The following is a 24900-nucleotide window of genomic DNA, read 5'->3' on the forward strand; positions in this document are numbered from 1 at the left end:
TTTTGATAATCATTATAAAAGCCTCTAATATAACCAACATTAGAGGCTTTATACAAAACCAAAACATATTGTTTCTTTTGCTTTTTACTTCATTGACAAGTTGATTGTAACGGAAATCAACTACTCTCAAAAGCAACAAAGGATAATACGAAATCAGCTTTTTAAAAATAATTTACACAAGAGCTGTTTCTATGTTGTGACTGATGAATGTGCCTACATCCTCACCGTTACATATCTTCAGAAACGATCCTTCTTGGTTGAAATCAAAGAGGTGGATCGGCAATCCATGATCACGAGCGAGAATAAGTGCAGATTGATCCATCACTTTTAAATTGTTCCTTATTGCTTCGTCATAGTGCAAAGTTGCGTATTTTCTTGCTTGTTTAAAACGATTTGGATCACTGTCATATACGCCATCAACTCCTTGCTTTGCACAGAGTATGGCATCACAGTTCATCTCTAGTGCTCTTTGAACTGCCGGATAATCGGTAGTTACGTATGGTTGACCGTTACCTCCAGCAAAAATGACGACATATCCTTTGTTCAGATGATGTACTGCTCTTAAGCGAATATATGGTTCCGCTACGGCACTAATCGGAACAGAACTCATCACTCTTACTTCTTGGTCTATTTTACTTTTTAGGACCCCTCTAAGCATCAGGCTGTTAATGACTGTTCCAAGTGTTCCGATCTGATCAGCTTCTACTCTTTCAATTCCCCAATACTCAGCTAAATTCCCTCTAAAAATGTTCCCTCCACCAACAACGATAGCTACTTCAATCCCTTTTTCAAGAACAGATAACACTTCTTTAGCAATATGGTTTAAAGAAAGATGATCAAAACCTGATCCTTGTTGGCCAGCAAGCGCCCCACCACTTAACTTAATCAGTACTCGTTTATAACGCATCTGCTTTTCCTCCTTCTTCATACACATAAAGAGAATGGGTACAAAAAAAGAACAAATGACAATAGATATGTCATCTGTTCTTTCAATTCATAAGATGGATTGTAAGGAGTTGAGTACTTTTGTATCGTGTTCCCTTCATTACAATCCCTCCTCTTTTCTTCTTTCCAATCATTATATACAAAAAATTGGATTTGGGTGAAATATAACTGGTTTTTTTTTTGATATTTCACCCTAAATCAATAAACACATAAGGAAAATGAAAAAAATACTCTTAAAACTTCTATATATAGACAAGTGTCATATGCATTTTAAAACCTTGTTACATATAATGCATGGACAAGAAATAGTCAATACCATTACCAGGAGGCAATATTTTGAATTGTAAAAACAAACTCTCACCTAGAGAGCTTGCTAATTTATTATGTAAGCACGTTACAGTCAGAGCAGGGGAAGATGTAGAGGAGTCTGGCAAACTAGTCTGTGTTGGAAGAGACTTTATAGCAATCAAGACAGATGACAGAGAGGTTCTTTACTTTCCTTTAAATAATGTAAGATCCGTTTCAGTAGCAACCGACAGAAACTGTTGCAACACGGACCGTAAGAAAGTTTGTAACGATACGTTCCAAAGCATCTTACGAAAACTAATCAACTGTAAAGTAAGAGTGAATGACGGTAGTGACGATGATGGCGAAGTTGAAGGCGTTCTAACTCGTGTTAACCGCACATCCATTCAAGTAGTAGAAGACGACGAACTCGTAATCATCGCAATCGGCTCCATCAACTTTATTACGCAAGCAGGCGAAATCGGTGACGACGAAAGCAGCAACTGCAGAATCTTATGCTGTAAAAAAGAAAAGCCTTGCTGCAAAAAGAAAGAAGAATGTAAGCCAGAATCTTCTTCAAGTTCAAGCTCAAGTTCTAGCTCTAGTTCATCTGTAGTATGGTGTAAACCTGAATCTTCATCGTCTTCATCATCTTCATCTTCCAGTTCTTCTGTACTGTGGTGCAAAAAAGAATCTTCATCTTCATCTTCATCTTCTTCATCTTCTAGCTGGTGCAAAGAGTCTTCCTCAACACACGATCATTGGAAGAAAAAGAAGCACAAGAAGAGAAACTCTGAAGATTTAGAATCTAGAGGCTGGTTCAAGCTTTAATTTTTACGAAGCTGTTCAAAAGTAAGGATACTTACTTTTGGCAGCTTTTTTTTGTTTCTCAAGATTTTTATGATAAATGAGTCAGAAGCAACGAACATAAAAGGCCTAAGGAAGTTATAAAACCAACTGCTACTCCAGCGTCTTCATGAGCTTCAGGTAGCATGGTAGACGCTACCATCGCCATGATTGCACCTCCTGCAAATGCACCGATCAACGAAAGTGAAGCTACTGAGGCATTCTCCAACAAGAGAAACCCAAGAAAAGCAGCGAGTGCAGAAATACCGAAAACAGAAAACCACATGCCAAGAATTTTCCGACGCGAAAAACCTTCTCTTAACAACCCAATCGAACTTGATAGGCCTTCAGGAAAGTTACTTAAGAAAATGGCGACGACAAGGAGCCAGCTTACTTTGCTATGATCGATCAAGCTCGCACCAATCAAAACAGATTCCGGAATGGCATCTAATAATGTTCCAAGGAAAATCGCCATGCCTACACCTTTTGTTTTCTTATCGCCTGATTTCTTTCTTTCATGGCCCCCCTTTTTAGCAAGAAAACTATTTATGCCAGTAAAGAGAGCTGCCCCGAAAATAAAGCCTGCAGATGTCACCAATAAATCACTCTGCTCTACTGCCTCAATTAAGAGTTCAAAAGAAACGGCACCTATTAATATCCCTGTTCCAAAAGCCATAATCCATGCTGTCCATTTTTTAGGAATTCGAAAAGCCAGGGCTGTAAAGCATCCTAAAAGTACAGCTGAACCTGCTATTCCTCCCCAAAAGGCGGCAAGTAGCATTCTCTTTAACTCCTTTCCTCATTTATTATCTGCATCGCACTATTAAAAACGACTCATAAAGGGATAGTTTCACCTCTATGAGCCGTTTTCATTCTATTGGTTTAATTAATCATTTCGTTTTGGATTATTGTTGATGCCAAATTCTTCACTAGGTGTGTTTAAGTGATCAAACTGACGATCTTTCGCGATTGTATGGGGTTTATTTATATCTACATCTATAAGATTGCTTTCCGGCTTAGAGGAGTCTGTACGGAAATCTTTTAAACTCGTCTTGTCTTTCCATTGTGATGGGTCTGGACTTTGAATCGTTGTCTCTTCCATCTTTCGGCTCCACTTATTAAGAGTACGTCCAGCCGCTTCACGACCACCAAGTCCAAAGGCTAGACCAAACGCAATCGTAAATCCACCTAAAATGAGAATGAATGCAGCGTTTACGATTGTTTTCGCTACTCCAAGCTGATCAAGAGCCATAAAGAAAGCAAGTGTGATAATCGTATACTTCGCGATGTTGCCAAGCAGCTTCCCTTCTGTTTGCTGTTTGATCATACTCTGAACAACGCGTTTCACAAGGTCTCCTGCATAGAAACCGATTCCTAGTATTAACACAGCCGTTAACACCATCGGGATATACGCTAGTACAACTGATAAAATATTGACTAAGCTCTCTAGCTTAACGAGCTGAAGCGCCTCAATCGTAAACAACAGCACAACAACCACTTGAGCTGCATATCCAATTATCTCAGAGATTGTGAACGTTTGATTTGTTTTATGAAGTGATCCAAGCCCCATCTTATGAAAGATGCCATTGAATCCAACTCGTTCTAATAAAGAGGTAACAGCTTGTTTCACCCATTTTCCAAGCCATAATCCAACAGCTACTAAAAGGATAGCAACAATGATGTTTGGAATCATGTCCATGATCTGACCTAACATACCGATTGCTGGTCCAGAAATACCATTAATATCAAGCGTTTCTAAAGCTGAAATAACAACTGGAATTAAGATAAATACATACACGATTGTTCCAATGATTTGAGAAAGAGATGTTTTTTCTAGTGCACGTTCGGCACCAAGTTTTGAAGCTAAACGGTCTGTACCAATGCTCTCTAAGAAATTAGCGATAATCTCTTTAACGATTTTAGCAACGAGCCATCCTACAAAAAGAATGATTGCTGCGCCGAGCAATTTTGGTAAGAATGCGAAGAGGCCTGTCAGCATACCTTCCAATGGTTCAGAAATGGCATCAATGCCTAAAGCAGATAATACAGCTGGCAGGAACAATAACAAGGTGAGATAAAATACTGCTTTTGATGCAGAGAAAACTGCCTTGTCAGATTGACGAGGATCACGGGTCAGTTTCCAACGATGTAATAATCTTTCAAATCCTGTATTCTGACCAAGTTTTTTCACTAGAATGGATAAGCCTGATGCGATCAACCATGCAACCGCTGCGATAAGGGCTGCTTTTAGTAGGTTAGGAATCGCTGCCGCAATCACACCTAATGCATTTGAGATTGGTTGTGCGACATACGGAAGACTAAGCATGTTCAAAAACATGACAATGGCTACTGCCATCAGAATCCAAAATACAACCTTACTAATCACTTCTTCAGAAGAATACTTTCTTGTGCGCGTTTGTTCCACTTGATCTTCATGGATATCAGGTTTCATCCACCTCGCGACTTTGTTGTCAAAATCCGTTTTGTGTAATGCTTTTTTTACTGCTTTTGCAACCAATGAGGCGATCAGCCAACCAATTAATAAAACTAAAATAGCAAGAAGCAAATCTGGCAATCTACCTAAATAAGCCATCCAAGAATCTGTAACTCCATTGTAATCGTACATGTTTGTCCTCCTTTTTCTCATTTAATAAGGCTGTTTTTCTATTCACTGTTGCTCTTCGATAGTGGTTGATTTCGGTTCCAGGTGCTCGCTTTCCGGGGGGGCGTGCGGTGAGCCACCTTGCCGCTTTGCGCCTGAAGGTGTCTCACCTGTCACACTAATCCCCCAGGAGTCTCCCACCTTACACTACAATCAACTTGTCAATGAAAATCAAAAGCAACAATAGTTTAAAAAAGAGCCTTTCATAAAAACGTCTACATTAGCTCTACTTTCCCAAAGCTTGATTTCGTTAAACTAGAGCTTTCTATCCGAAAACAAGGATATATTTTACATTTGTCATAGTTTTCGGTATAATTAGTGCAACCGTTTTCAAAAAAGGAGAAGGATAACATGTGGATTTCTATCATACAATCAAACTAACTTCATATCCCTTCATAACCTGACGCGTTTTTTGGTGAGCAAAAAATTACATATGCACACACATCCGCAGGTATTTTTCTGTGGTTTTTTTGTGTCCATTTTTAAGGAGAACGAACATGATTGTTGTAAAAAATTTAGAAAAACATTATAAGATCGCAAAGCGAGATCCTGGATTAAGAGGAGCCATAAAATCATTGTTTCACAGAAAATTTGAAACAAAAAAAGCGGTTAAGAAGATTAACATGCATATTAAAGCAGGAGAGATGGTTGGATATATTGGGGCGAACGGTGCTGGGAAATCTACAACGATTAAGATGTTAACAGGCATTCTCACTCCAACTTCAGGAGAGGTCAAGGTAAATGGAATCATCCCTTATGAGAACAGACAACAAAATGCAAGTCACATTGGCGCTGTTTTTGGTCAGCGTACACAACTATTTTGGGATATTCCTGTTAGAGAAAGCTATGAACTTCTTAAACACATTTACGAGATTCCTCAAGCGCAGTATGAAGAGACTTTAAAAGAGTTTATTGATGTACTTCATTTAGAGCCGCTGCTCGGTATCCCTGTTAGGCAGCTATCGTTAGGGCAAAAGATGCGCTGTGAACTTGCTGCCGCTTTTTTGCACCGTCCGAAAGTCGTTTATTTGGATGAACCTACAATCGGCTTGGATGTGGCCGTAAAGGTTCGAATTCGCGCTTTCATTAAACAAATGAACGCTAGATACGGCACAACCGTGCTTCTTACTACTCATGACATGCAAGACATCGAAGAGATTTGTCAGCGAATTATCATTATTGATGATGGTAGTGTGATCTATGATGGCTCTATCCAAGACATCAAGTCTCAGTTCGGTGATAAGCGTGTTATTCATTTCGAACTAGAAGATGCTGCTGAATCTTTTGTTTTACCGGAAGCCATTAGTGCAATAACAGAGGTTCTTCCAAGAAGCGATGAAGATCCTTATCTTGTATCCCTCTCATTCAGCAATAAAAATATCTCTGGTGCAGAAGTCATCCATACGATGATGAATCATTATTCTGTTGCTGATCTAACCATTGCGGATGCAAAGATAGAAACCATCGTTGAAGAAATATATGGAAGAGGTATGAAAAAGGAGGTTCAGCATGAGGAAATACTTTGAGTTTGCTAGAGTGCAGATGCAAGTACATGCTGCCTATTCAGCGTGGTTCTGGGCTAATACTTTCTCCATTCTGTTACGGATGCTTGTTATCTATTTCTTTTGGAAAGCCGTTTACAGCAGCCGAACGGAAATTGAAGGACTGCCTTTTGATGGAATGATTACGTATATCATCATTGCAATGTTTTTACAGATGTTTGTTTCAGGCGTAGGTCAGGAACTTGCGCATACGATCAAGGACGGAAATGTCGCGATTGAACTGATGAGACCTTACAACTTAATTACTCGCTTGGTCGCTATGGATATAGGTGATAAAGTTATTCATTTTGTACGTGGTGCTCTGCCCCTTAGCATCCTTGCTTTTATTTTTATGGATATTACATTTCCAAGTACTTGGCAAAACGGTCTCTTATTCTTACTCAGTGCATTCATGGGTATTTGGATTGGTACTTTCTTTGATTTATTGATTGCTATTCTAGCATTTTGGACCATAAACCTTTGGGGTCTTCAAGTCATGAAAGAAGCAGTTATCTCCTTTTTTTCTGGCGCACTCGTTCCGCTTATCCTCTTTCCTGAGTGGTTTCAAACGATAAGTCTTTTTCTGCCATTCCAAGCGATGGTCTATGTACCAGTTGCGATCTACACTGATATCTTGACAGGAACAGAAGCTTGGCTTGCGCTAGGATCACAAATTTTTTGGGTGGTTTCACTCTTTGTCCTTTTAAGAGTCTTATGGTCGATCGCAATAAAAAAAGTAACTATTTTTGGAGGTTAGGAGGTGACGCGCATGCTTTCACGGTACATAAAATTATATTATTTATTTTGCAAACAAAACTTAAAAGTCATGTTGGAGTACAGGATGGATTTTTTGCTCGGCGTCCTTTCTGTCATGCTTCAGCAGTTTGCAGGAATCTTCTTCGTTAAGATTGTTTTTGATCATATCCATGCTTTAAACGGTTGGACTTTTTATGAAATATTATTCATCTACGGAATTGCAGCTACTGGCCGCTCCATACATCATATTTTCTTTGATAATCTATGGACACTAGGGTGGCAGTATATACGACCTGGCAAGTTCGACCGCCTCTTGATCAGGCCGATCAATCCTTTATTTCATTTTATTGCAGACCGATTGCAGCAAGATGGTTTTGGTCAGCTGTTCATTGGGATTATCGTCATTAGTACTGCGATGCCACACTTAGGCATCTCATGGGGCGTCCTGGAATTCTTTATACTTGTTGTCATGATTATCGCATCAGGTTTCATTTTCGTCGCGATCAACCTCTTTTTTGCGACATTATCGTTTTGGATGGTCGACAGTCTGCCGATCGTTTGGACGATCTTTAATTTAAGTGACTTTGCTCGTTATCCTTTAACGATCTATCATAAAGGAATTCGTCACTTTTTAACATGGATTGTTCCTTATGGCTTTACTGCATTTTATCCTGCAGCATATTTTATTGAAGGTTCAGGTTTTGAGAAACTCGCTCTTCTAACACCCGTTGTCGCAATCGTCTCTTGCATCATTGCGTACTGGTTTTGGAATAGAGGGCTCAGGGCATTTACGAGTACAGGGAGTTAAATTAAAAAGCTGGCACCTCATCATTAGTAGACGATGAAGTGCCAGCTTTGTTTCTAGATATAGATTTGTATTAGACTTTAAAGCATTGATCTCCGTTTCAGGTCCTAGCAGAAACCATACGCTTTTGAGAATACCCTTACTTTTTAATAACCCCACACAACACACGGTCTCCTGAATTACCTGCAGGATCGGTCTTATAATCATCAGCCTTGTCATGGATAACAAGCGATGTTCCACCATTGGCAAAAAGCGAGTTGTCACTGCCTTCTGAAAGTGTCACGAGGTTGGATAGTACTTCGTCTTTTACGACTCCGCTTTTATCAGCCTTCACATTTTGAATATCTCCTACGTGTGGTCCTTTCGGATTCAAAAATCCATGCTTCTTTTCGGTAGGATTAAAGTGTGCTCCTGCTGACTTGAAATCCGGTGGTGTACACTTTGCTGTTTCATGAAAATGGATGCCGTGTTCACCTGGCTTTACCCCAGTTGCGTTCACTTCGACTTTAACGCCATCTCCAGTTTGAGTTAACGTTGCTTCCCCAGCTTTGTCTCCTTTTACATTAACAAGGTTTACGATATAAGATCCGCCCTTCACCTTACTAGATGCAGCTTGAGATTGCGCTTTGGACTCTTCCATATCATGATTTTTATGTTCGTTTTCTTTATCTTTGTTTCCACATGATGCGAGTAAGAGTAAAAGCATCATGTATAACAAAACCGTTCCTAATTTTTTCAAAGCGATTTACCTCCTGATGATTAACGAATAGTATATTCTCCGCCCAATCATCAGGACTTTAAACCTTTATTTTAAAAAAACTGTTTCAAGCTCCTGTTCGTTCACGTTATGTCCATCAAATTCTACAAAATAGGCTTTCGCATTTTCTCTTGAACTTACAACGCTATGTAGTTCGCCATTTACAAAGTGCAGTCCTGCACCATCGTCTGCAGCATATCCCGCTTTCAGTCCATTCGCTATGAGTTTATGATAAGCAGGTCTTCGCTCTGTTTCTCCATCATAGTGCGGACAATGACTGCCTGAAATGAGGCCTAAACAATCTAGTTTAGCTAATGGGCCGAACGAATCGGTTACGCCTTCTTCAAACCAGCATAGTGATCCCGCGCTGAGTCCTGCTAAGATTTTTCCATCTTCATATGCTTTCTTTAAAAGAACATCTAGTCCCCATTCTTTCCATAGCGCTAGGAGATTTTTTGTATTGCCTCCTCCTACGTAAAAAACATCTTGCTGTTCTACAAAACTCTCCAAATGTTCGGGTGGTGAAAATAAAGAAAGATGTGTAGGTTCACAGTTTTCCGATTGAAAAGCTTTATAAAATCGTTGGATATATCCATCCGCATCTCCGCTTGCAGTTGGGATAAAACAAACACGTGGTTGATCAACCATACTTTGCTTCAGAATATAGCGATCTAATCTTTTGTTTTCTGGCTCCATGGAAAAGCCTCCACCACCCATCGCAATAATTTGTTTCCTGATGTTACGTTTCATATGCTCATTCACTCCTCTGTTATAACTCTTTCGATTTTGAACAGAATTTATCCTTTAATGCAGCTGTTTCATATTTAACGGCTTAAACAAAAAGAAAACACCAGTCGATCTTTTCATATCGACTGATGCTTCTTTTATACATCTCTTCTTAACGCTTTTAATACATCAACTGTGGTAGCTTTTGCTGCAGGCCGCCATCCAGACAGTAAAGTTACGCTCATACAGATCGTAACGGCGATTACAGTCAAACTCCACGGAATATAAGATAAGATAAAATCTTCTGGCGGCTTCTCGTTCATAAATTGTTCAATGATCATAGGAAGCGCAAAATTGACTCCATAGCTGATGAGATACGCTACTATTGTTCCTAAACCCACTCCCCATAATCCGATGTATCCACTCTCTAAAAGGAAGATGCGCTTGATCGTTTTTGGCGTAGCGCCGATCGCTTTCATGATACCGATATCTTGAGAACGTTCCGTAACAGCCATCGTCATCGTATTGAATATTCCGATAGAAGCAATGAGCACAGCAATACCACCGATAAAAATTAGGCCTGCTTTAAACAATGTGAAATAGATATTCAGTTCTTTTAGTTCGCTTACAACAGAATAAGTGAGGTACCCTTTATCTTTAATCTTATCAGATACAGCTTTAACATCTTCAGCTGAAGAAGTATATACTTTGACAGAACTATAAGAATCATCACTGTTCTTAAGTTCAGGATCAATTTCACTCAATAGAGGCATAACTTCACTATGAAGGTCATCTGTAATCATCACCGAACTGTCTATCATCCATTCTTTATTCGGTTTCTTTCCAATTCCTACAATTTTCACTTCTACCGTTTTAGTCTGTGCTTCTGCTTTGATATCAGGATTATCTACCTTCATACGATACGTCAATGTTTTGTTTAACAAATCACCATCATAAGCAAATTCCTTCATCTTCGTTTGTACTTCATCTTCACTCATTCCTTCTGTAAAGTTTTCAGGCATCTCTTTTCTTAATTCTTGAGCAAAATGGTATCCGATGACGACCTCATTTTTACTCTTAGGCATCCTTCCTTTTTCTAGTTGAAACCCTGCTTTTCTCTCAGAGGGCATATGAGCACTTTTTACTTCAGCATACGCTGTGTATTCTCCTAGAGACAGTTCATTTGCAGGTACATATTTTTTTCGACTAACTGCTTTAACATTCTTAATGTTTTCAAGCTTTTTCACGTCTTCCTCAACTAGAGGACCGTTTTCTTTCTGTATTTCAATCTCGTTCATCAATCGATAACTCATCACATCATCGATGGCTGTCTTATGAATCGCAAAACCTACAGAGGCGAGCATGATCAAAAAGGCACACCCCATGGTAGATGCAAGGATTGTCATCCATACACGGGTCTTGTTTCTTTTCATATTGCTTCTTACAAATCGATGTTTATCTTTGAACTTCATGAAGCTTGCTCCCTTCTCTTAAGTAACCGTCTCTGATCTCCACTTTTCGATGAGCGATAGAAGCTACTTCATGGTCGTGTGTAATGATTAAAAACGTAATACCATCTTTTTCATTCAATTCTTTAATAAAGTTTAAAAGCTCTTTTTCATTCTCAGAATCAAGACTCCCTGTTGGTTCATCTGCCAAGATAAGGGGTGGGTTCAGGATTAGTGCTCGAGCTATACTGACGCGTTGCTGCTGACCTCCTGAAAGCTCTCCTGGATAATGGCTTTGGTACTGGTCTAGCCCCACCCTCTTTAACATTTTCATCGTTTGGTCTTTTCTATCTTTTTCGCTAACTCCCTTTAGTACCAATGGTAGCTCTACATTTTCATAAGCTGTCATACTAGGAATCAGCTGAAAGCTTTGAAAAATAAAACCTAGATTCTCTAATCGAAATTCAGCCCATTTCGATTCTGAGAGTTCGCTAACTTGTTTCCCATCAATCGTGATTACTCCAGTTTGAGACCTGATAAAACCAGAAATTAAGTTTAATAGAGTCGACTTTCCTGAACCGCTTCTTCCTACAATTGCTACTATTTCACCTTCTGCTACATGTAGATCGACATGATGGAGAACCGGTACGACATTCTCTTTTTCTTTCTTACCGATCTTAAACGCATACGATAAATCCCTTACTGTAATCATGCTAACACCTCTTATACGTACTAAGTGTACTATTTGTTATAATACACATATACCATTTTCTATAAATATCTGTCAATACATTCCAAGAAACTTTTTAAAGAAGGATTTACAGGGAAAGAAGAGTATAGGTAACAAAGGCATACATCTAGGAGGTACACATATGTTAAAGTGGCAAACAAAAGAGGGATACAAGAAATTATTAAAAGACCTAGTTTCGATTCCTAGCATTACCCATCATGATGGAGAATTGTTTATGGCGGAACACCTTCATCATACGCTTTCAACATTAGACTATTTCACGAAGCATCCTGATCACGTACGCCATCATCCTCTTCCAGATGGAAGAAAACTAATAACTGCATTTGTACAGAATGATCCTTCGATTAAAGAAACTATTATTCTGCTCAGCCATTTTGATGTTGTTTCAGTTGAAGATTTTGGTGAATGGAAACATCTCGCTTTTCGGCCAGAAGAACTGACTGCAAAGATCATTAAAAATAAAGATCTGCTGCATACTTTTGTTCAGGATGATCTGAATAGCGGAGAATGGCTATTCGGTCGGGGCATCATGGATATGAAAGCTGGGGTTGCCCTTCATATGTCCATGATCGAAAAAGCGACAACCGGTCATTTTAAAGGAAACGTACTCATGATTTCTGTTCCAGATGAAGAAGTACACTCTGAAGGGATGCTTACAGGTGTCAGTGTCTTACGGCAGCTTCAAGAGGAATATGATATAAAGTACATCACATGTTTAAACGGAGAGCCTAGTTTTACAAAATACCCCGGAGATACATCTTCTTATATGTATACTGGGTCAACAGGGAAGATTCTACCTGGTTTTCTTTGTTATGGCAAAGAGACTCACGTAGGTGAGCCACTAGCAGGTATGAACGGAAATGTGATGGCTGCTGAGATTACGAGAGAACTAGAATGGAACGTCGATTATGTAGAGAAGTTTCGTGAGGAGGCTACTCCTGTACCAACGAATTTGATTCAAAAAGACTTAAAAGATCATTACTCTGTGCAAATACCTCACGCAGCTGTAACACTGTTTAATCTTATGCTTTTTAATCGATCGTTATCGGATATTACGGAAATGTTAAAAAATAGCGCAAAGAGCGCAGCGCTTAGATTAGAAGATCGTCTCTTTGAAAGAAGCAAAAACGTCGCCGAGATCGTACCGTTCACTCCAAAAAAAGAAAGTATCAAAGTACTTACTTTTAATGAACTATATGAACACGCCGTAACTAAATATGGACAAGAAGAACTTGATCGCAGAGAAAATATGCTTCAGACGAACAACCCGAACGCGGATGAAAGAGAGCTAACGATTCAATATGTATTTGAACTAGCGAGTCTTTGCAGAGATATCTCCCCGATGATCGTCTTGTTCTACACGCCTCCGTTTTATCCAGCAGTGTGCTCAAGCGACCACCCGCTAATTAAAGCTACATCGGACGAGGTAGTCAATCATGCGAAAAATACATTCAACAGCGAGCTCGTTAATGTCCACTACTTTAGTGGCTTATCGGACTTAAGTTATATTGGGTTTCATGGAGATTCTCGTGACCTTTCATCCTTCACAAGTAACTTCCCATTACTAGGATCTCGCTATCATATTCCGTTCGATGATATGAGAGAACTCGATATTCCGGTTATTAACATTGGTCCTCTCGGGAAGGATGCACATCAATGGACAGAGCGGCTTGAGATCAACAAAGTAATGGATGAAACGCACCCATTAATCATTTTTGCGATGGAAACATTATTTAATCAAGCAAAAAACCAGATCTGAGAATGATCTGGTTTTCTTATGCTTTAAAGTAAATATCTTTAATGCTTTGGGCAATTTCGTCTATATTGTTCGCTACTTGTTGTACACCATACCCCATATAAAGGGGTGACGTCACAAAACGGGGCATGATCTTACAATATGTCTTCTCGTTATGTTTATAAAAGAAAAGGTTGTAACTTGTACAACTTCTATGAAAATGATTCAGCAAGTAATGAGTACCCGCTTGAATACAATCCGCGAATAAAGAAAGTTCTGCGCCTTTTTCCCATATGACGTTCAGTTCATAGAATCCAACTCTTGGTTCAGTTGATACGGTAAACTTTACCCCTTCTTTTTCTAGGATGGGTAGTCCCTTAAACTGATTTTCGGAAAAATCATGAAGACAATCTACTTCGTTTAATCCAATGATCTGCATATGAGGATGGCGAATCGTTCCCCCAGATAAAGGACCATGGTTCTTAAAGAACATCACCGACGTGTATTTGCCGCTGTTTAACATGTTATCCCAATGTTTAAGCCCAAAACGAAGGACTTTGTATAGATGATCTTTGGAATAGTTGGAGAGCTCACCTTCACATTCATCTGTTTCAATCAGTACAGTCTGGAAAGCTCCATCGAGGACGGTATATTTATTTTTAACAAGAATAATCGAATCTTGCTTATCCAAGACTTCCTCTAGCTCATCAATCCGACAAAAGGGACAAGGAGTTTCTTTATTTCTTATACTATTAGGCTTTTGAGCTCCTACTTCTGTAAAAAAGTTAATGTGTGTTTTTTTCATTCTATTCACCGCTTTTGCTTGTTTCCTATCTATTTTCTAGCTGTTTTAATGAAAACCTTTTAACAGGTTGTTTAATTATATCCAGATATACGTTCCCATTTCAATATTCCGTCATGCTTATTAATAGAACCCTTCCAATCAAAGTTTTGATCAACGTGCATCAGTTGTCTTAACATGTCGTTTTCAGATTCTGTTGTTGTATAGATCTTTACATTAACATAGTTCCATAACTCTCCCAAATTCTTTTGCCCTTCGTAAGGTTCATTTAATGTGAGATGTGATACCTCTTTTAAATACGATTCGGTAAGAAAAATTTGTTTCTCTTGTGATAGATTTTTCGGAAACGTAATATAAACGGTAAGCGTATCTTTCTTTTGATTAGCCACCACATCTGAGATCTTGTGATGGTTTCGCATATCATGCCTAGCTTTCGTTAAGATCGCTTGATTGACATATGGAATTTTCGCTATAGATTGAGCTTCTTTTTTCTCATGAAGCGGAAAAGGTGCGCTCTCGGCAAATTGAATAAAAATAAAGATGAACGCTACACCAAGAGCTAGACTTAAACTTTGATGAAACCAGTGATACCACATGCTTTTTGGAGCAGGAGGCTTGTGGAGATCCCTTGTTCTCTGAAGGACTTTCTGTCTATGTTCCTCTTTAAACGTTATGGTTTTCATACGGCCGTTGTTCAAAATTTCAGGCAGCTGTTTGAAAGGATCTTCCATGATCTCACCTACCCTTCTCCAGTTTTCGACGCAACATTTCTCTTCCGCGCTGAAGTAATGTTCTGATCGTCGTTTCTTTTTTATTTAAGATTTGGCAAATCTCGCATACGGTTAGTTCTTTATAATAGAAAAGAAGGATAACTTCTCGATATTTAAGTGGAAGCTTTAAGACTTGTTCGGCTAACGCTTCATGTTCACTTTTTTGGACGATTGAAAGTTCTGGTGTTAGAACAGAGGATGGTCTCGACTTACCGAACCGGTCCATTACTTGAATGTATTTCTTCCATCCGCTTCTTAAGTAATCTTTACATAAGTTAACCGTGATGGCATATACCCACGTTTTAACAGATGAATCATTTCTAAAGTTGTCTTTATGTATGTAACATTTCACAAATACTTCTTGTGCTAAGTCTTCTGCCAATTTTCGATCCTTAACATATGTATAGGCTAGCCTTATCACTTTGTCTTGGTAAACATCCATTATCTGTACGATCCATTCTTCCTGACTAAGGGAGTGTGAATCAATGCCTTCATTATGAAATTCCCGATTGATCTTCAAATACTTCCCCTCCTTTAACAACACCCTAACCTTTTGACGACTAACCACAATATTTTTATTCAACTTATTAACTTTTATGGTAAAAATTAAGCCATTAAATCTCAAGTCTATTAAACCTATTTTGTAATGCAATTCAATTCTATATACCTACTCTTTTATTCGATTACCCCGCTGATTTTACCTTTTAATTTCCTAATACAGACAATTTCCTACACGGTTACCGTCGAATTATGTTTCAATGTGTAATATTTTGAAATATAAATGTAATATTATTTCGCAATAACTGATGATTAATCAATGGTATAATCACTTCAGAAAAGAAATTGGCAACATTTGCACTTACAAGGAGGAGTACCCATCTTGAAACGTAAGCTAGTTATGGCTACACTGTCTCTCAGTCTAGTATTCAGTACATATACGGTATCGGCAGAAACTCTGTCTTCGATAAAAGAGAAAAAAGAAAAGAATCGCTCTGAGCAAACGGAAAAGCAGGGTGAATTAAAGAAGAATCAAAATCAGCAAGATCATACATTGGATCAAATTCAAAAATTAGAGAGTTCGATCGACAAGACTCTTGAAGATATTGGAAACAAAAAAGAATCGATCCAAGAAACGAAAGCTTCTATTGAAAAACTAAAAAAAGAAATTGATGTTCTTAAAAAGAGAATCAAAGAACGTGATGCACTTCTAAAGGAACGCGTAACTTCCATGTACGAAAGCGGCGGTGCGGTAAATTATTTAGATGTGGTATTGGGTTCTAAAGATTTCGGTGACTTCCTTGATCGCGTGTTTGCATTAAACGTGATTGCTGAACAAGATAAAGCCATCTTAGAAGAGCACAAACAGGATAAAGAGTCTGTTGAAAAGAAAAAAGGACAAGTTGAAAGTGAACTCTTGTCTTTAAATACAGATTTAACCGAACTTGAAGGATTGAACCAAAAGCTAACGGACCAGAAAAAACAAAAGGATGCGCTTCTCGCTCAACTAGAGACGGAAGAAGACCATCTACATGATCATATTATGCAGTTGGATGAAACGAACGAACTTCTTTCAGCACAAGAAGCAGCCATTAAAGCTGAAATGGAACGTGCGAAACGTGAAGAAGAAGAGCGTAAGAAGAGAGAAGCTGAAGCAAGAGCAGCTGCGGCTGCGGCTGCAGAAAAAGCTCGTGCAGAAGCAGCAGCTAGAGAAAGAAACAAATCCAACTCTGGAGGCGGCTCTAGTTCTACACCTTCACCAACACCACCGCCGGCACCAACACCTGCTCCAGCGCCAGTAAGTCGTGACTTTATCATGCCTTCACAAGGATTCATCACTTCTGGTTTTGGTAACAGAAGCGCAGGCATGCACTACGGAATGGATATCGCTCAAGGCGGAAGTACAGTTCCAATCGTTGCAGCAGCATCTGGAACAGTAACGAGAGCTTACTATTCGAGCAGTTATGGAAACGTTGTGTACATTACGCACTTTATTAACGGGCAACTGTATACAACTCTATATGCACACATGAGATCAACGCCTGCTGTTAGTCAAGGTCAATCTGTTTCTCAAGGTACGTTCTTAGGCTACCAAGGTAACACTGGTGCATCCAGAGGACAGCATTTGCACTTTGAATTGCACAAAGGACCATGGAACGGCTCAAAATCAAATGCGGTCGATCCAAGACCATACCTTCAATAACTCATAAAATAAAATAACAATAGACGCAGAGATTTCAGTTCTCTGCGTCTTTTTGTATGGACATTTTTATATAACTCCACCAAGCAGTCTTCGAATTGGATGACGTGTGTATTCCGACATTAGTCGATAGTTCGGTCTTATGATCTCCGCTGTTAAAAAGGCGGAAACCGTTGCGCCAGGCATTCTTTTTTGATTAAGCACATCGATAACCTCACCAATTGTTCCTGTTCCGATGCCATGACCAAAAAATTGTCCGTTTCCAAGATCGATTAAGTTTTCACCTTGCCATTGAGGCGTATTAGGATGATGTTCTGGATTTTTAACATATCTCACATCTCCTGGCAACGAATCCCCAGATGGTACAGCAATAATCTGTAGATCTTCATCATGTTCCGTACTGTAGAGAAGCAACCCGTTAAACAATTGATCAAACATACCCGCTCCAATTGTTTCAAGAATCGCTTTGTACATCATGATCATTATAGCTGTTGTACATTCAAACCCGTACCTTTTTCCATTGATAAAAATATCTGAGATGGCGTCAGAAGGACGGACATCTGATCGAAGCAAAAAACCGCCATAAGCTGTTCTTCTCCAATATTGCGGATTGCAGCGTGAATTCACGAACGTTGCAAATCCTGCTCCGCTATCACGCATACCGTTTGCAGCCGCTACAATATTTGTACGCATGACCACTTCAAATAAAAACTGATGTGGACTTGTGTAATAAAACGATTCTCTGGATTTTTGAAGCTTTTCGCCTACTTGTTTCTGTGTAGGTGTAAGCGATTTGAAACCAGAGATTTGAGCCGTTTCTACCGGATATCCATTAACAAAAATCATTTCTCTCCCCCCTGTCTGCACAGGATATTACATAGTATGGCGAGAAGAGAAAAGTGGTGTTTTTTTAAGCACCTCTCTTATGCATGAAATCAAAAGATAATTTCGGTTCATCCACGAGATTTTGTTTTCGTGACATGCGATCACGTTTCTCTTTCTTATAATGTCTGGTTTGCAGGTGATGCTGAAAACCTTCTCCTATAAGCTGAAAAGCATATATGGCGATACCGAACATGATGATTGGACCGAGTGCGATATAAGGATTGGCATGAATCTGAATATAATAATCGCCAACAAGACCTGACCACTCGTTTGACAATGATTTCGGTGGATCGGCCATCATCGGATTAAAATCCATATCTGTTCCTCCAAAGAACAACTTAAAGTAACCAAGGTGAGTAAAAATAATCAGTACTTGAACGCATTGCTGACACCATACAATAACAAGCTTGGGCAACATATGAGGAATAACATGTTTAGTAAAAATCCTCCACCTGCTAGCCCCTAATAGCCGTGCTCCTTCAATAAACTCTTCTTTTAATAGGGATGCCATCATATTCCCGATCATGGAACCGAGTAATGGCACTACGAGGAGCGTCAGAATAATGACTTCAAGACCAATTCGTTCGGTGAACGTATAAAGAAAGAACTCTTCTCCTTCTGCACTCAACTGCTCACTTAATATGGGGCTCAAAATGAACACAGCGATGATCGTAAGCGGAATAAAATAAAAAGAACTTAGTAGCTGATCTAACCCTCTACGAATCTTCTCTGGCAAATAGAAAGCAAATGGTATCGCCACGATAAAACTGAACAGGACACGAAACACACCGATCGCAATAACTGCGAGTAGAGTGAATTTTGCTCCTTGCAATACTTTTTGGCTGATATCATAACCTAAGGGGTCTGTACCTAGTGGAAACATGAGAGATGGCTCAAAAGGTGCGCCTCCTATCAAGTTTTTGTCATCATCATAAAGCATCTGAACTTGGCGAACATCACTATCATAAAATAAAGCGAACCCAAAGCTAGAAAAGATGAATACGCTCAAGATGGTTAGCCCGACCCAAAACTTAATGCTTCGAATCAAATCAGCTCACCTCTTCTCGAAAACCGGATGATAGTCCATTCGAAAAGAGCATATAAAAGGAAAAAAGGAATAACGAGCAAAATTAAGCAAGCTGCTAACATCTCTGGTCTAAAATCACTGTACATATAATGAGTGATTCCATGGATATTGAAGATCACCTCAACAAGGAGAAGGTTTGAGATCATAAACCAAAGAACAGACTTTGAAAAGTGAAAGATTCCTTCACTTGTATTCCTCGTCACGTGGACGATAAGTACATATATTCTTCGCATGCCCTTCGCTAAACTCATTTCGACATATGACTTTCCAAGCTCCTCTTCTGAAAGAAGAATCATCATTTTATAAAAATAAACAAAAGGCAAAATCATTAAACACACGATCGGCACTATATAAATTCTGTCCTCAGCCCCTAATGAAGCCACATTTGAGACGAGAATTCCTGTTTTTTTAAAAATAAGAACGATTGCCATCTGTACGAGGGCAAAAACAAGAAGATCGGGTAATGATTCTAAAAACGTAAGAATGTTTTTCACTGCTCTTCTTATGAACATCGGCATAATTAACGTGCACCAAGTAAGGAGCTGTGCCATACAAAAGGCAATGGCTAATGCACCAAAAAGAATGGTTAATGAATACAGATATGGCGACCAGATATCATCTAAAAACAATCTCTGCTTACCTTGATTCATATAAGTCATCTCATTTAAATGAATCACATCAAATAGAACAACTTTGATTTTTTGAAAATACATGGTTACGTTCTTGTTCATGATTAACTCTGGTAGTCCGCTGATCAATATGATCGAAATAATCGTTAAAAACAGCTGCATGAACAATTTTTTTATAATCCTCATAAAGCTCCCCCTTTTCTTTTTAGACGAAGCATCCATTGCTTTTTATTCACTTCCTTATTTTTGAAGGATAAAAAGGACAAAACAATCCATATTAAGGAAGAGAAAAACATACGGAATTGAGGACTGACTATGTGGAATAAGATCATGACTGGAGTTCTATTAACAGCTTGTTTAAGCTTCTTCTTTCCCCACACCTCTGAAGCAAAAGAACCCCTTACTTATTTCCCAATTGTAAAAAAGGGGGAGGTCGTAGAGTGGGAGAAAGTAAACAAGCTCCTTCCTAAAGGTGCCACATTTAAAGTCGTGGATTTGGAGACTGGCTTTTATTTTCAAGTACAAAGAAGGGCTGGGAATAAACATGCTGACGTACAGCCTTTGACTCGAGATGATACAGCTGTTTTGAAGCATTTATACAACGATAAATGGAGTTGGAATCGACGGGCTATCCTAATTCCCGTAAAAGGCAAGATGCTCGCTGGTAGCATGCATGGAATGCCTCATGGAGCAGGTGCGTTAGAAAACGGATTTCCAGGCCACTTTTGCATACATTTCTTAGGAAGTTCAACACATCGTTCTCGCAATATTGACCCTTCTCATCAATTTATGATTTTAAAAGCTGGAGGACAACTATCTAAATACGCAGCTGGAGCAAGCGCGAAACAAGCAGTTTCTATGTTTTTAGTCGGAATGAAACAGCGAGACATAAAAATAGCCACGCCTGTCCTCAACAAGACCCTGCTAGCAGATCCTACTATTAAAGAACTGTTCAAAGGGATCACAAGCATGCAGTATGAGATCAGGTCACCAAGCACCCGGTATCCACCTGTTGTACGAACTGAAATAAGAGCAAGAGTAAAAAAATACGATGATAATGGATTACAAACAGATACCTTTACTTTTCTAATGGAAAGAAAATCAATGACAGACGGCTGGAAAATTATGAAAATTAGATTCTAGAACCTGAAGAAGCTTTTCTTTAGGTTTTTTTGTTTTGAGAGAGTAGCTGGCTTGTTTGTTTGAGTGTAAATGTAGTAAGGATTAAGGGGGTATAGCGCGTGTAGGATTTGTTGATACATGTTGACTCGCGGATATACAGCAAGAACTCGCGGAATTAACTCTAAAATTTCAGAAATTATGTGTGGTAACAGATCAATATTACCCAGCACCGTATAAAAAAAATCTCTATAAACATTAATCTTCAGCTCATTTAGCACTATAAGCAGTGTATAGGAAGATATCACAATGAAAACCGGTTATTCACTACTTGTTTTACATTGTGATCTTATTACTGATTTACGGTCAATTCTCATATCAATCCCCATCTAATACCAAAACACGAATAAAATTATATTTTTTTATTAAATTGTTCGTATTTTAGTTGAAATTCATTTTAATAATTGTTATATTTACCAAGGGAAAAAACAATTCAAGAAAAACTACCAAGTATTTCAAGGGGGATTATTATGAATACCCATTATGATGTAATTGTTGTTGGCGCAGGTCCTGCAGGTATCTTTACAAGCTATGAACTAACAAGACAGCTTCCAGATGCAAAGATTTTGTTAATAGATAAAGGACATGATATCTATGCACGTTCTTGTCCGATACTAGAGAAAAAGATTCAAAAATGTCCGCCTGCAGCAGGTAGAAAAGAATTCGCCGGTTGTTTACCAGCTTGTTCCATAACAAACGGTTTTGGCGGAGCAGGAGCTTATTCGGATGGAAAGTTCAATATTACAAGCGAATTTGGAGGATGGATGACTGATTATCTTTCTGAAGAACAAGTTGTTGAACTTATTAAATATGTAGATGAGATTAACTTGGAACACGGTGCCACAGATTCTATTACTGACCCGCTGACAGCAGAAGTAAAAGATATTGAAAAGCGCGGCTATGCAGCTGGTTTGAAGCTGTTAAGAGCTCAAGTGCGTCATCTTGGTACAGAACAAAACCTTGAAATACTGAAAAGCATCTATGAGTACTTAAAAACGCGCATTGAGATGAAATATAAAGCTGAGGTTGAAGATCTCATTACAGAAAGAACGACTGAAGGATATGTAGCAAAAGGGATCCTTTTAAAAGACGGAACCTCTCTTACATCCGAGAAGGTTGTAATTGTTCCTGGCCGTGATGGTTCAACTTGGCTTACTAAGATTTTAAAGAAACGACGTATTAGAATGACAGCTAACCAAGTAGATATTGGCGTTCGTGTGGAGACTTCCAACTTGGTAATGGAAGAGATCAACAAGCACCTTTATGAAGGAAAGTTTGTTTTTAATACATCTGTTGGCACGAAAGTAAGAACGTTCTGTTCCAACCCTTCCGGACATGTAGTCGTAGAAAACCATTCCGGTATTATGCTTGCGAACGGACACGCTTATAAAGACCCTAAGCTAGGCAGTGAGAACACAAACTTTGCGTTACTCGTATCACATCAATTCGCTGAACCGTTTGATCAACCCACTGAATACGCTCATGAGGTTTCAAGACTTGCCAATCAGCTTTCTATGGGTGGACTTGTCGTTCAGAAATATGGAGATATCTTAAAAGGGCGCCGCTCTACGGATAAGCGGATTAAAGAAGGCTTCCTTCGTCCAACATTAAAAGAAGCTGTACCTGGTGACCTCGGGCTTGTGCTTCCTTATAACACGATGAAAAGTTTGATTGAAATGACTGAAGCCTTAGATAAAGTTACACCAGGTATCGCATCAGAACACACCTTGTTCTATGGTGTAGAAGCTAAGTTCTATTCTGCACGTCCGAAACTTGATGATAAGTTTGAGTCAGAGATCAACGGACTATACGTTGGTGGAGATGGTGCTGGAATTACGCGTGGTCTCGCCCAAGCAAGTGCATGTGGCGTATGGATCGCTCAAAACGTTGCAGCTAAGATAAAGGAAAAGACACCAGCGTTGGTTTAAATAAAATCAAAAAAATGCCTTAGGATTCTGATCCTAAGGCATTCATTTTGGATTAATTTGTAGAGAAAATAACGATTCTACCTCTTATTACAGCAATGATAAAACCTACAACTGATCCAATGATTGCTGGGATCAGCCACCCAATTCCATCTGCATAAAGAGGGATATACGAATAAATCTGTTCGATTGCACTGAGTTTAAGTCCAAAAGCTTTTAATCCATCTGCTATTGAAACCAGTGCAGTTGCAACGATTCCACCGATGTATACTTCCTTCCTTCCAGAGAACCATTCATGTAGGAAAGAAAGCAAAATCAAAACGATTGCTATCGGATAGATTGCTGTTAAAACAGGTACAGAAACTGAGATTAATTGAGTTAATCCTAAGTTTGCAACACCTGCACTGAAAACGCTCATGATGAGTACAACTGATTTATAAGAAACAGTTGGGAACAGTTTTTTTGCAAATTCACCACATGCAGTTACAAGACCTACTGAAGTTGTCAAACAAGCAAGTGCTACAGCTAGTCCAAGTAGTACGTTTCCGAACGGTCCAAATAGTTCTGCTACAACATTCGTAAGAATTTGCCCACCGTTATCTGTTTGACCTAGTGCCTGACTGGTTGCTCCTAAATACGCTAAGATGCCATAAACAGCTGCTAAACAAGTAGCTGCGATCAAACCTGCCTTGATAACCATTTTGGTCACTTGTTCTTTTTTCATATCTGGTCGCTTTACGGCTGTGATAACTACGATACCAAACGCAAGTGCTCCTAGTGTATCCATCGTCAAGTATCCATCCATAAATCCTTTAACTAAAGGATTACTAGCATAATCAGGAGATGCAGTTCCTAATTTTCCTACTGGTGTTATGATTGCTTTTACTAATAAAGAAAAAATAATTAACAATAACAAGGGTGTTAGAATATTTCCAATCCGATCTACAAGTTTAGATGGATTTAAAGAGAGCCAATACGTTACAGCAAAAAATACGACTGTAAACAAAAAAAGCGTTAAGCCGTTGTTCATACTTTCTGGTAAAAACGGAACGAATGCCATTTCATATGAAACAGTACCTGTTCTTGGAATTCCGAAGAATGGTCCGATAGCTAAATAAAGGATGATTGCGAAAACTGAACCGAATAATGGATTTACTCTTTCAGTTAACGTTTGTAAACCACCACCTGTGCGAGCCAGTGCAATAACGCCAAGTAAAGGCAAACCAACTCCTGTTATAAAAAAACCAATCATGGATTGCCAGACCATTTCGCCTGCTGACTGACCCAATGCTGGTGGAAAGATCAGGTTTCCAGCTCCAAAAAACAAAGCAAATAACATTAAGCCCACCGAGAGCGTTCGCATCTGCATGTAATATTCCTCCTCCGTGGTCATCAATAAGATATTATTTTGTATTTATCGAATTTTGTCGAAATATTTTTTTATCCATATGTATTTGTAACATGATATGAGATTGGAGTCAATATTCAGATATAATGAATTTTCTAATAAATGTTTTCGTAAGTAAAGGACTGAGACATACTCAGCCCTTTAATCACTTAACGGTTGGTTGGGAACACACGCTTGATCGTATCGTTAAACTCTTTTACGAAACCAGAAACAGGATTTCCTTTGTTGATTTCATCTGCATATCCGTTCATACGATCGATGAAATCAGGATTCGTTGAAACAAATACATCATTGATATCAGGATCTGTTTTTCGAACCGTATCACCGATCTTCTTTTCTGTTTCTCTCGAAAGCTTCATGCTCTCGCCGCCTTTAAGCTTTGCAGCTACATAAGCATTGTTCTCTGTAACGATAACAGTTGCATCGTCTACTTCTTTAAGATCTGTAACGTTATTAGCTGCTTTATCTGCTACATCCATACGCGTGTTTTCGTCGTATTGATTATCCATACCCATATCCATGTTGTTGTTCATGTTATCCATATTGCGATCAGCACGATTGTCGTAGTTCACTTCAGTCATGTTGTTACGCGCTTCTTTTCCCATGTCCTTGTCGTTGTTGTTCATCCCACAAGCACCTAGAAACGATGAAAGCATCACGGCCATTGAAGTAACGAGAATAGTCTTTTTCATTAAATGACACTCCTTTAAAAATTTTTGACTGTCATCTAATAAAATTTGTTTCTTGAAGAGAAAATATAC

At 38.9% G+C, this 24900-nt stretch carries 23 protein-coding genes; 8 read left to right on the forward strand and 15 right to left on the reverse strand.

Annotated features, from left to right (window positions below):
* Positions 1 to 172 precede the first annotated feature (172 nt).
* Positions 173 to 907, reverse strand: a complete 735-nt coding sequence (gene pyrH, locus I5J82_RS13065) for a UMP kinase (protein WP_137791752.1) — start codon at positions 905 to 907, stop codon at positions 173 to 175.
* A 374-nt stretch (positions 908 to 1281) separates the two neighbouring features.
* Between pyrH and I5J82_RS13070 the strand changes: the two genes are divergently transcribed.
* On the forward strand, positions 1282 to 2061 hold the full coding sequence (locus I5J82_RS13070; RefSeq protein ID WP_198768205.1) for a hypothetical protein: 780 nt from the start codon (positions 1282 to 1284) through the stop codon (positions 2059 to 2061).
* A gap of 67 nt (positions 2062 to 2128) precedes the next feature.
* Here I5J82_RS13070 and I5J82_RS13075 read toward each other — a convergent pair whose 3' ends face one another.
* Entirely contained in the window at positions 2129 to 2857 is a 729-nt protein-coding gene (locus I5J82_RS13075) for a ZIP family metal transporter (RefSeq protein ID WP_198768206.1), read from the reverse strand.
* Between the two features lie 105 nt (positions 2858 to 2962).
* On the reverse strand, positions 2963 to 4702 hold the full coding sequence (locus tag I5J82_RS13080; protein WP_198768207.1) for a mechanosensitive ion channel: 1740 nt from the start codon (positions 4700 to 4702) through the stop codon (positions 2963 to 2965).
* 533 nt (positions 4703 to 5235) lie between these two features.
* On the opposite strand from I5J82_RS13080, the gene I5J82_RS13085 reads away from it, so the two are divergent.
* The 3 genes from I5J82_RS13085 to I5J82_RS13095 all read left to right on the forward strand — a co-directional run bounded on the left by I5J82_RS13085 (position 5236) and on the right by I5J82_RS13095 (position 7843).
* Entirely contained in the window at positions 5236 to 6264 is a 1029-nt protein-coding gene (locus I5J82_RS13085) for an ABC transporter ATP-binding protein (protein ID WP_198768208.1), read from the forward strand.
* Complete coding sequence (locus I5J82_RS13090; RefSeq protein ID WP_198768209.1) at positions 6248 to 7036, forward strand: ABC transporter permease; 789 nt, start codon at positions 6248 to 6250, stop codon at positions 7034 to 7036. Before I5J82_RS13085 ends, I5J82_RS13090 begins: the two co-directional genes overlap by 17 nt.
* A gap of 84 nt (positions 7037 to 7120) precedes the next feature.
* Positions 7121 to 7843, forward strand: a complete 723-nt coding sequence (locus I5J82_RS13095; RefSeq protein ID WP_233096477.1) for an ABC transporter permease — start codon at positions 7121 to 7123, stop codon at positions 7841 to 7843.
* A gap of 136 nt (positions 7844 to 7979) precedes the next feature.
* On the opposite strand, the gene I5J82_RS13100 is transcribed toward I5J82_RS13095, so the two are convergent.
* From I5J82_RS13100 to I5J82_RS13115, 4 genes are all read right to left on the reverse strand, one after another.
* Positions 7980 to 8579, reverse strand: coding sequence for a superoxide dismutase family protein (locus I5J82_RS13100; protein WP_233096478.1), 600 nt, complete (start codon positions 8577 to 8579; stop codon positions 7980 to 7982).
* Between the two features lie 66 nt (positions 8580 to 8645).
* Positions 8646 to 9347 (reverse strand): Type 1 glutamine amidotransferase-like domain-containing protein, encoded by a 702-nt coding sequence (locus tag I5J82_RS13105; protein ID WP_198768211.1) that lies wholly within the window; start codon positions 9345 to 9347, stop codon positions 8646 to 8648.
* Positions 9348 to 9481: 134 nt separating this feature from the next.
* Positions 9482 to 10795, reverse strand: a complete 1314-nt coding sequence (locus I5J82_RS13110) for an ABC transporter permease (protein ID WP_198768212.1) — start codon at positions 10793 to 10795, stop codon at positions 9482 to 9484.
* The gene (locus I5J82_RS13115) at positions 10779 to 11483 is read right to left on the reverse strand and encodes an ABC transporter ATP-binding protein (RefSeq protein ID WP_198768213.1); all 705 of its coding nucleotides are present in this window, start codon (positions 11481 to 11483) and stop codon (positions 10779 to 10781) included. Before I5J82_RS13115 ends, I5J82_RS13110 begins: the two co-directional genes overlap by 17 nt.
* 160 nt (positions 11484 to 11643) lie before the next feature.
* On the opposite strand from I5J82_RS13115, the gene I5J82_RS13120 reads away from it, so the two are divergent.
* Complete coding sequence (locus I5J82_RS13120; RefSeq protein WP_198768214.1) at positions 11644 to 13281, forward strand: M20/M25/M40 family metallo-hydrolase; 1638 nt, start codon at positions 11644 to 11646, stop codon at positions 13279 to 13281.
* Positions 13282 to 13297: 16 nt separating this feature from the next.
* Here the strand turns inward: I5J82_RS13120 and I5J82_RS13125 are convergent, their stop codons facing one another.
* From I5J82_RS13125 to I5J82_RS13135, 3 genes are all read right to left on the reverse strand, one after another.
* Positions 13298 to 14062: a DUF4931 domain-containing protein gene (locus tag I5J82_RS13125; RefSeq protein ID WP_198768215.1), complete on the reverse strand. Its 765-nt coding sequence runs from the start codon at positions 14060 to 14062 to the stop codon at positions 13298 to 13300.
* Between the two features lie 71 nt (positions 14063 to 14133).
* Positions 14134 to 14790: a hypothetical protein gene (locus I5J82_RS13130; RefSeq protein WP_198768216.1), complete on the reverse strand. Its 657-nt coding sequence runs from the start codon at positions 14788 to 14790 to the stop codon at positions 14134 to 14136.
* Positions 14791 to 14794: 4 nt separating this feature from the next.
* Positions 14795 to 15349, reverse strand: a complete 555-nt coding sequence (locus I5J82_RS13135; protein ID WP_233096479.1) for a sigma-70 family RNA polymerase sigma factor — start codon at positions 15347 to 15349, stop codon at positions 14795 to 14797.
* Positions 15350 to 15709: 360 nt separating this feature from the next.
* Here I5J82_RS13135 and I5J82_RS13140 point away from each other — a divergent pair, with 360 nt between their 5' ends.
* Positions 15710 to 17029: a murein hydrolase activator EnvC family protein gene (locus I5J82_RS13140; protein WP_233096480.1), complete on the forward strand. Its 1320-nt coding sequence runs from the start codon at positions 15710 to 15712 to the stop codon at positions 17027 to 17029.
* A gap of 66 nt (positions 17030 to 17095) precedes the next feature.
* On the opposite strand, the gene I5J82_RS13145 is transcribed toward I5J82_RS13140, so the two are convergent.
* The 3 genes from I5J82_RS13145 to I5J82_RS13155 all read right to left on the reverse strand — a co-directional run bounded on the left by I5J82_RS13145 (position 17096) and on the right by I5J82_RS13155 (position 19813).
* A complete protein-coding gene (locus I5J82_RS13145; RefSeq protein WP_144698200.1) occupies positions 17096 to 17872 on the reverse strand; it encodes a protein-glutamine gamma-glutamyltransferase in 777 nt (258 codons plus the stop codon).
* A 64-nt stretch (positions 17873 to 17936) separates the two neighbouring features.
* The gene (locus I5J82_RS13150) at positions 17937 to 18959 is read right to left on the reverse strand and encodes an ABC transporter permease (RefSeq protein ID WP_198768217.1); all 1023 of its coding nucleotides are present in this window, start codon (positions 18957 to 18959) and stop codon (positions 17937 to 17939) included.
* On the reverse strand, positions 18956 to 19813 hold the full coding sequence (locus I5J82_RS13155; protein WP_198768218.1) for an ABC transporter permease subunit: 858 nt from the start codon (positions 19811 to 19813) through the stop codon (positions 18956 to 18958). The genes I5J82_RS13150 and I5J82_RS13155 overlap by 4 nt, the downstream gene beginning before the upstream one ends.
* Before the next feature lie 129 nt (positions 19814 to 19942).
* On the opposite strand from I5J82_RS13155, the gene I5J82_RS13160 reads away from it, so the two are divergent.
* Together I5J82_RS13160 and I5J82_RS13165 are read left to right on the forward strand one after the other, a co-directional pair.
* Complete coding sequence (locus I5J82_RS13160) at positions 19943 to 20770, forward strand: hypothetical protein (RefSeq protein WP_198768219.1); 828 nt, start codon at positions 19943 to 19945, stop codon at positions 20768 to 20770.
* 506 nt (positions 20771 to 21276) lie between these two features.
* Complete coding sequence (locus I5J82_RS13165; protein ID WP_198768220.1) at positions 21277 to 22734, forward strand: NAD(P)/FAD-dependent oxidoreductase; 1458 nt, start codon at positions 21277 to 21279, stop codon at positions 22732 to 22734.
* Positions 22735 to 22786: 52 nt separating this feature from the next.
* Here I5J82_RS13165 and brnQ read toward each other — a convergent pair whose 3' ends face one another.
* Positions 22787 to 24100, reverse strand: a complete 1314-nt coding sequence (gene brnQ, locus I5J82_RS13170; RefSeq protein WP_198768221.1) for a branched-chain amino acid transport system II carrier protein — start codon at positions 24098 to 24100, stop codon at positions 22787 to 22789.
* Between the two features lie 188 nt (positions 24101 to 24288).
* The gene (locus I5J82_RS13175) at positions 24289 to 24831 is read right to left on the reverse strand and encodes a YhcN/YlaJ family sporulation lipoprotein (RefSeq protein WP_144698187.1); all 543 of its coding nucleotides are present in this window, start codon (positions 24829 to 24831) and stop codon (positions 24289 to 24291) included.
* Positions 24832 to 24900: the final 69 nt, after the last annotated feature.

It is taken from the genome of Fictibacillus halophilus (genome assembly GCF_016401385.1).
Classification (GTDB): Bacteria; Bacillota; Bacilli; order Bacillales; family Fictibacillaceae; genus Fictibacillus; species Fictibacillus halophilus.

Bases quoted from the DNA above. Each gene is read 5' to 3' on its own strand.
- pyrH (WP_137791752.1), bottom strand. From the start codon at position 907: ATGCGTTATAAACGAGTACTGATTAAGTTAAGTGGTGGGGCGCTTGCT.
- I5J82_RS13075 (WP_198768206.1), bottom strand. From the start codon at position 2,857: ATGCTACTTGCCGCCTTTTGGGGAGGAATAGCAGGTTCAGCTGTACTT.
- I5J82_RS13080 (WP_198768207.1), bottom strand. From the start codon at position 4,702: ATGTACGATTACAATGGAGTTACAGATTCTTGGATGGCTTATTTAGGT.
- I5J82_RS13085 (WP_198768208.1), top strand. From the start codon at position 5,236: ATGATTGTTGTAAAAAATTTAGAAAAACATTATAAGATCGCAAAGCGA.
- I5J82_RS13090 (WP_198768209.1), top strand. From the start codon at position 6,248: ATGAGGAAATACTTTGAGTTTGCTAGAGTGCAGATGCAAGTACATGCT.
- I5J82_RS13095 (WP_233096477.1), top strand. From the start codon at position 7,121: ATGGATTTTTTGCTCGGCGTCCTTTCTGTCATGCTTCAGCAGTTTGCA.
- I5J82_RS13105 (WP_198768211.1), bottom strand. From the start codon at position 9,347: ATGAAACGTAACATCAGGAAACAAATTATTGCGATGGGTGGTGGAGGC.
- I5J82_RS13110 (WP_198768212.1), bottom strand. From the start codon at position 10,795: ATGAAGTTCAAAGATAAACATCGATTTGTAAGAAGCAATATGAAAAGA.
- I5J82_RS13115 (WP_198768213.1), bottom strand. From the start codon at position 11,483: ATGATTACAGTAAGGGATTTATCGTATGCGTTTAAGATCGGTAAGAAA.
- I5J82_RS13120 (WP_198768214.1), top strand. From the start codon at position 11,644: ATGTTAAAGTGGCAAACAAAAGAGGGATACAAGAAATTATTAAAAGAC.
- I5J82_RS13125 (WP_198768215.1), bottom strand. From the start codon at position 14,062: ATGAAAAAAACACACATTAACTTTTTTACAGAAGTAGGAGCTCAAAAG.
- I5J82_RS13130 (WP_198768216.1), bottom strand. From the start codon at position 14,790: ATGGAAGATCCTTTCAAACAGCTGCCTGAAATTTTGAACAACGGCCGT.
- I5J82_RS13145 (WP_144698200.1), bottom strand. From the start codon at position 17,872: ATGATTTTTGTTAATGGATATCCGGTAGAAACGGCTCAAATCTCTGGT.
- I5J82_RS13155 (WP_198768218.1), bottom strand. From the start codon at position 19,813: ATGAGGATTATAAAAAAATTGTTCATGCAGCTGTTTTTAACGATTATT.
- I5J82_RS13160 (WP_198768219.1), top strand. From the start codon at position 19,943: ATGTGGAATAAGATCATGACTGGAGTTCTATTAACAGCTTGTTTAAGC.
- I5J82_RS13165 (WP_198768220.1), top strand. From the start codon at position 21,277: ATGAATACCCATTATGATGTAATTGTTGTTGGCGCAGGTCCTGCAGGT.
- brnQ (WP_198768221.1), bottom strand. From the start codon at position 24,100: ATGCAGATGCGAACGCTCTCGGTGGGCTTAATGTTATTTGCTTTGTTT.
- I5J82_RS13175 (WP_144698187.1), bottom strand. From the start codon at position 24,831: ATGAAAAAGACTATTCTCGTTACTTCAATGGCCGTGATGCTTTCATCG.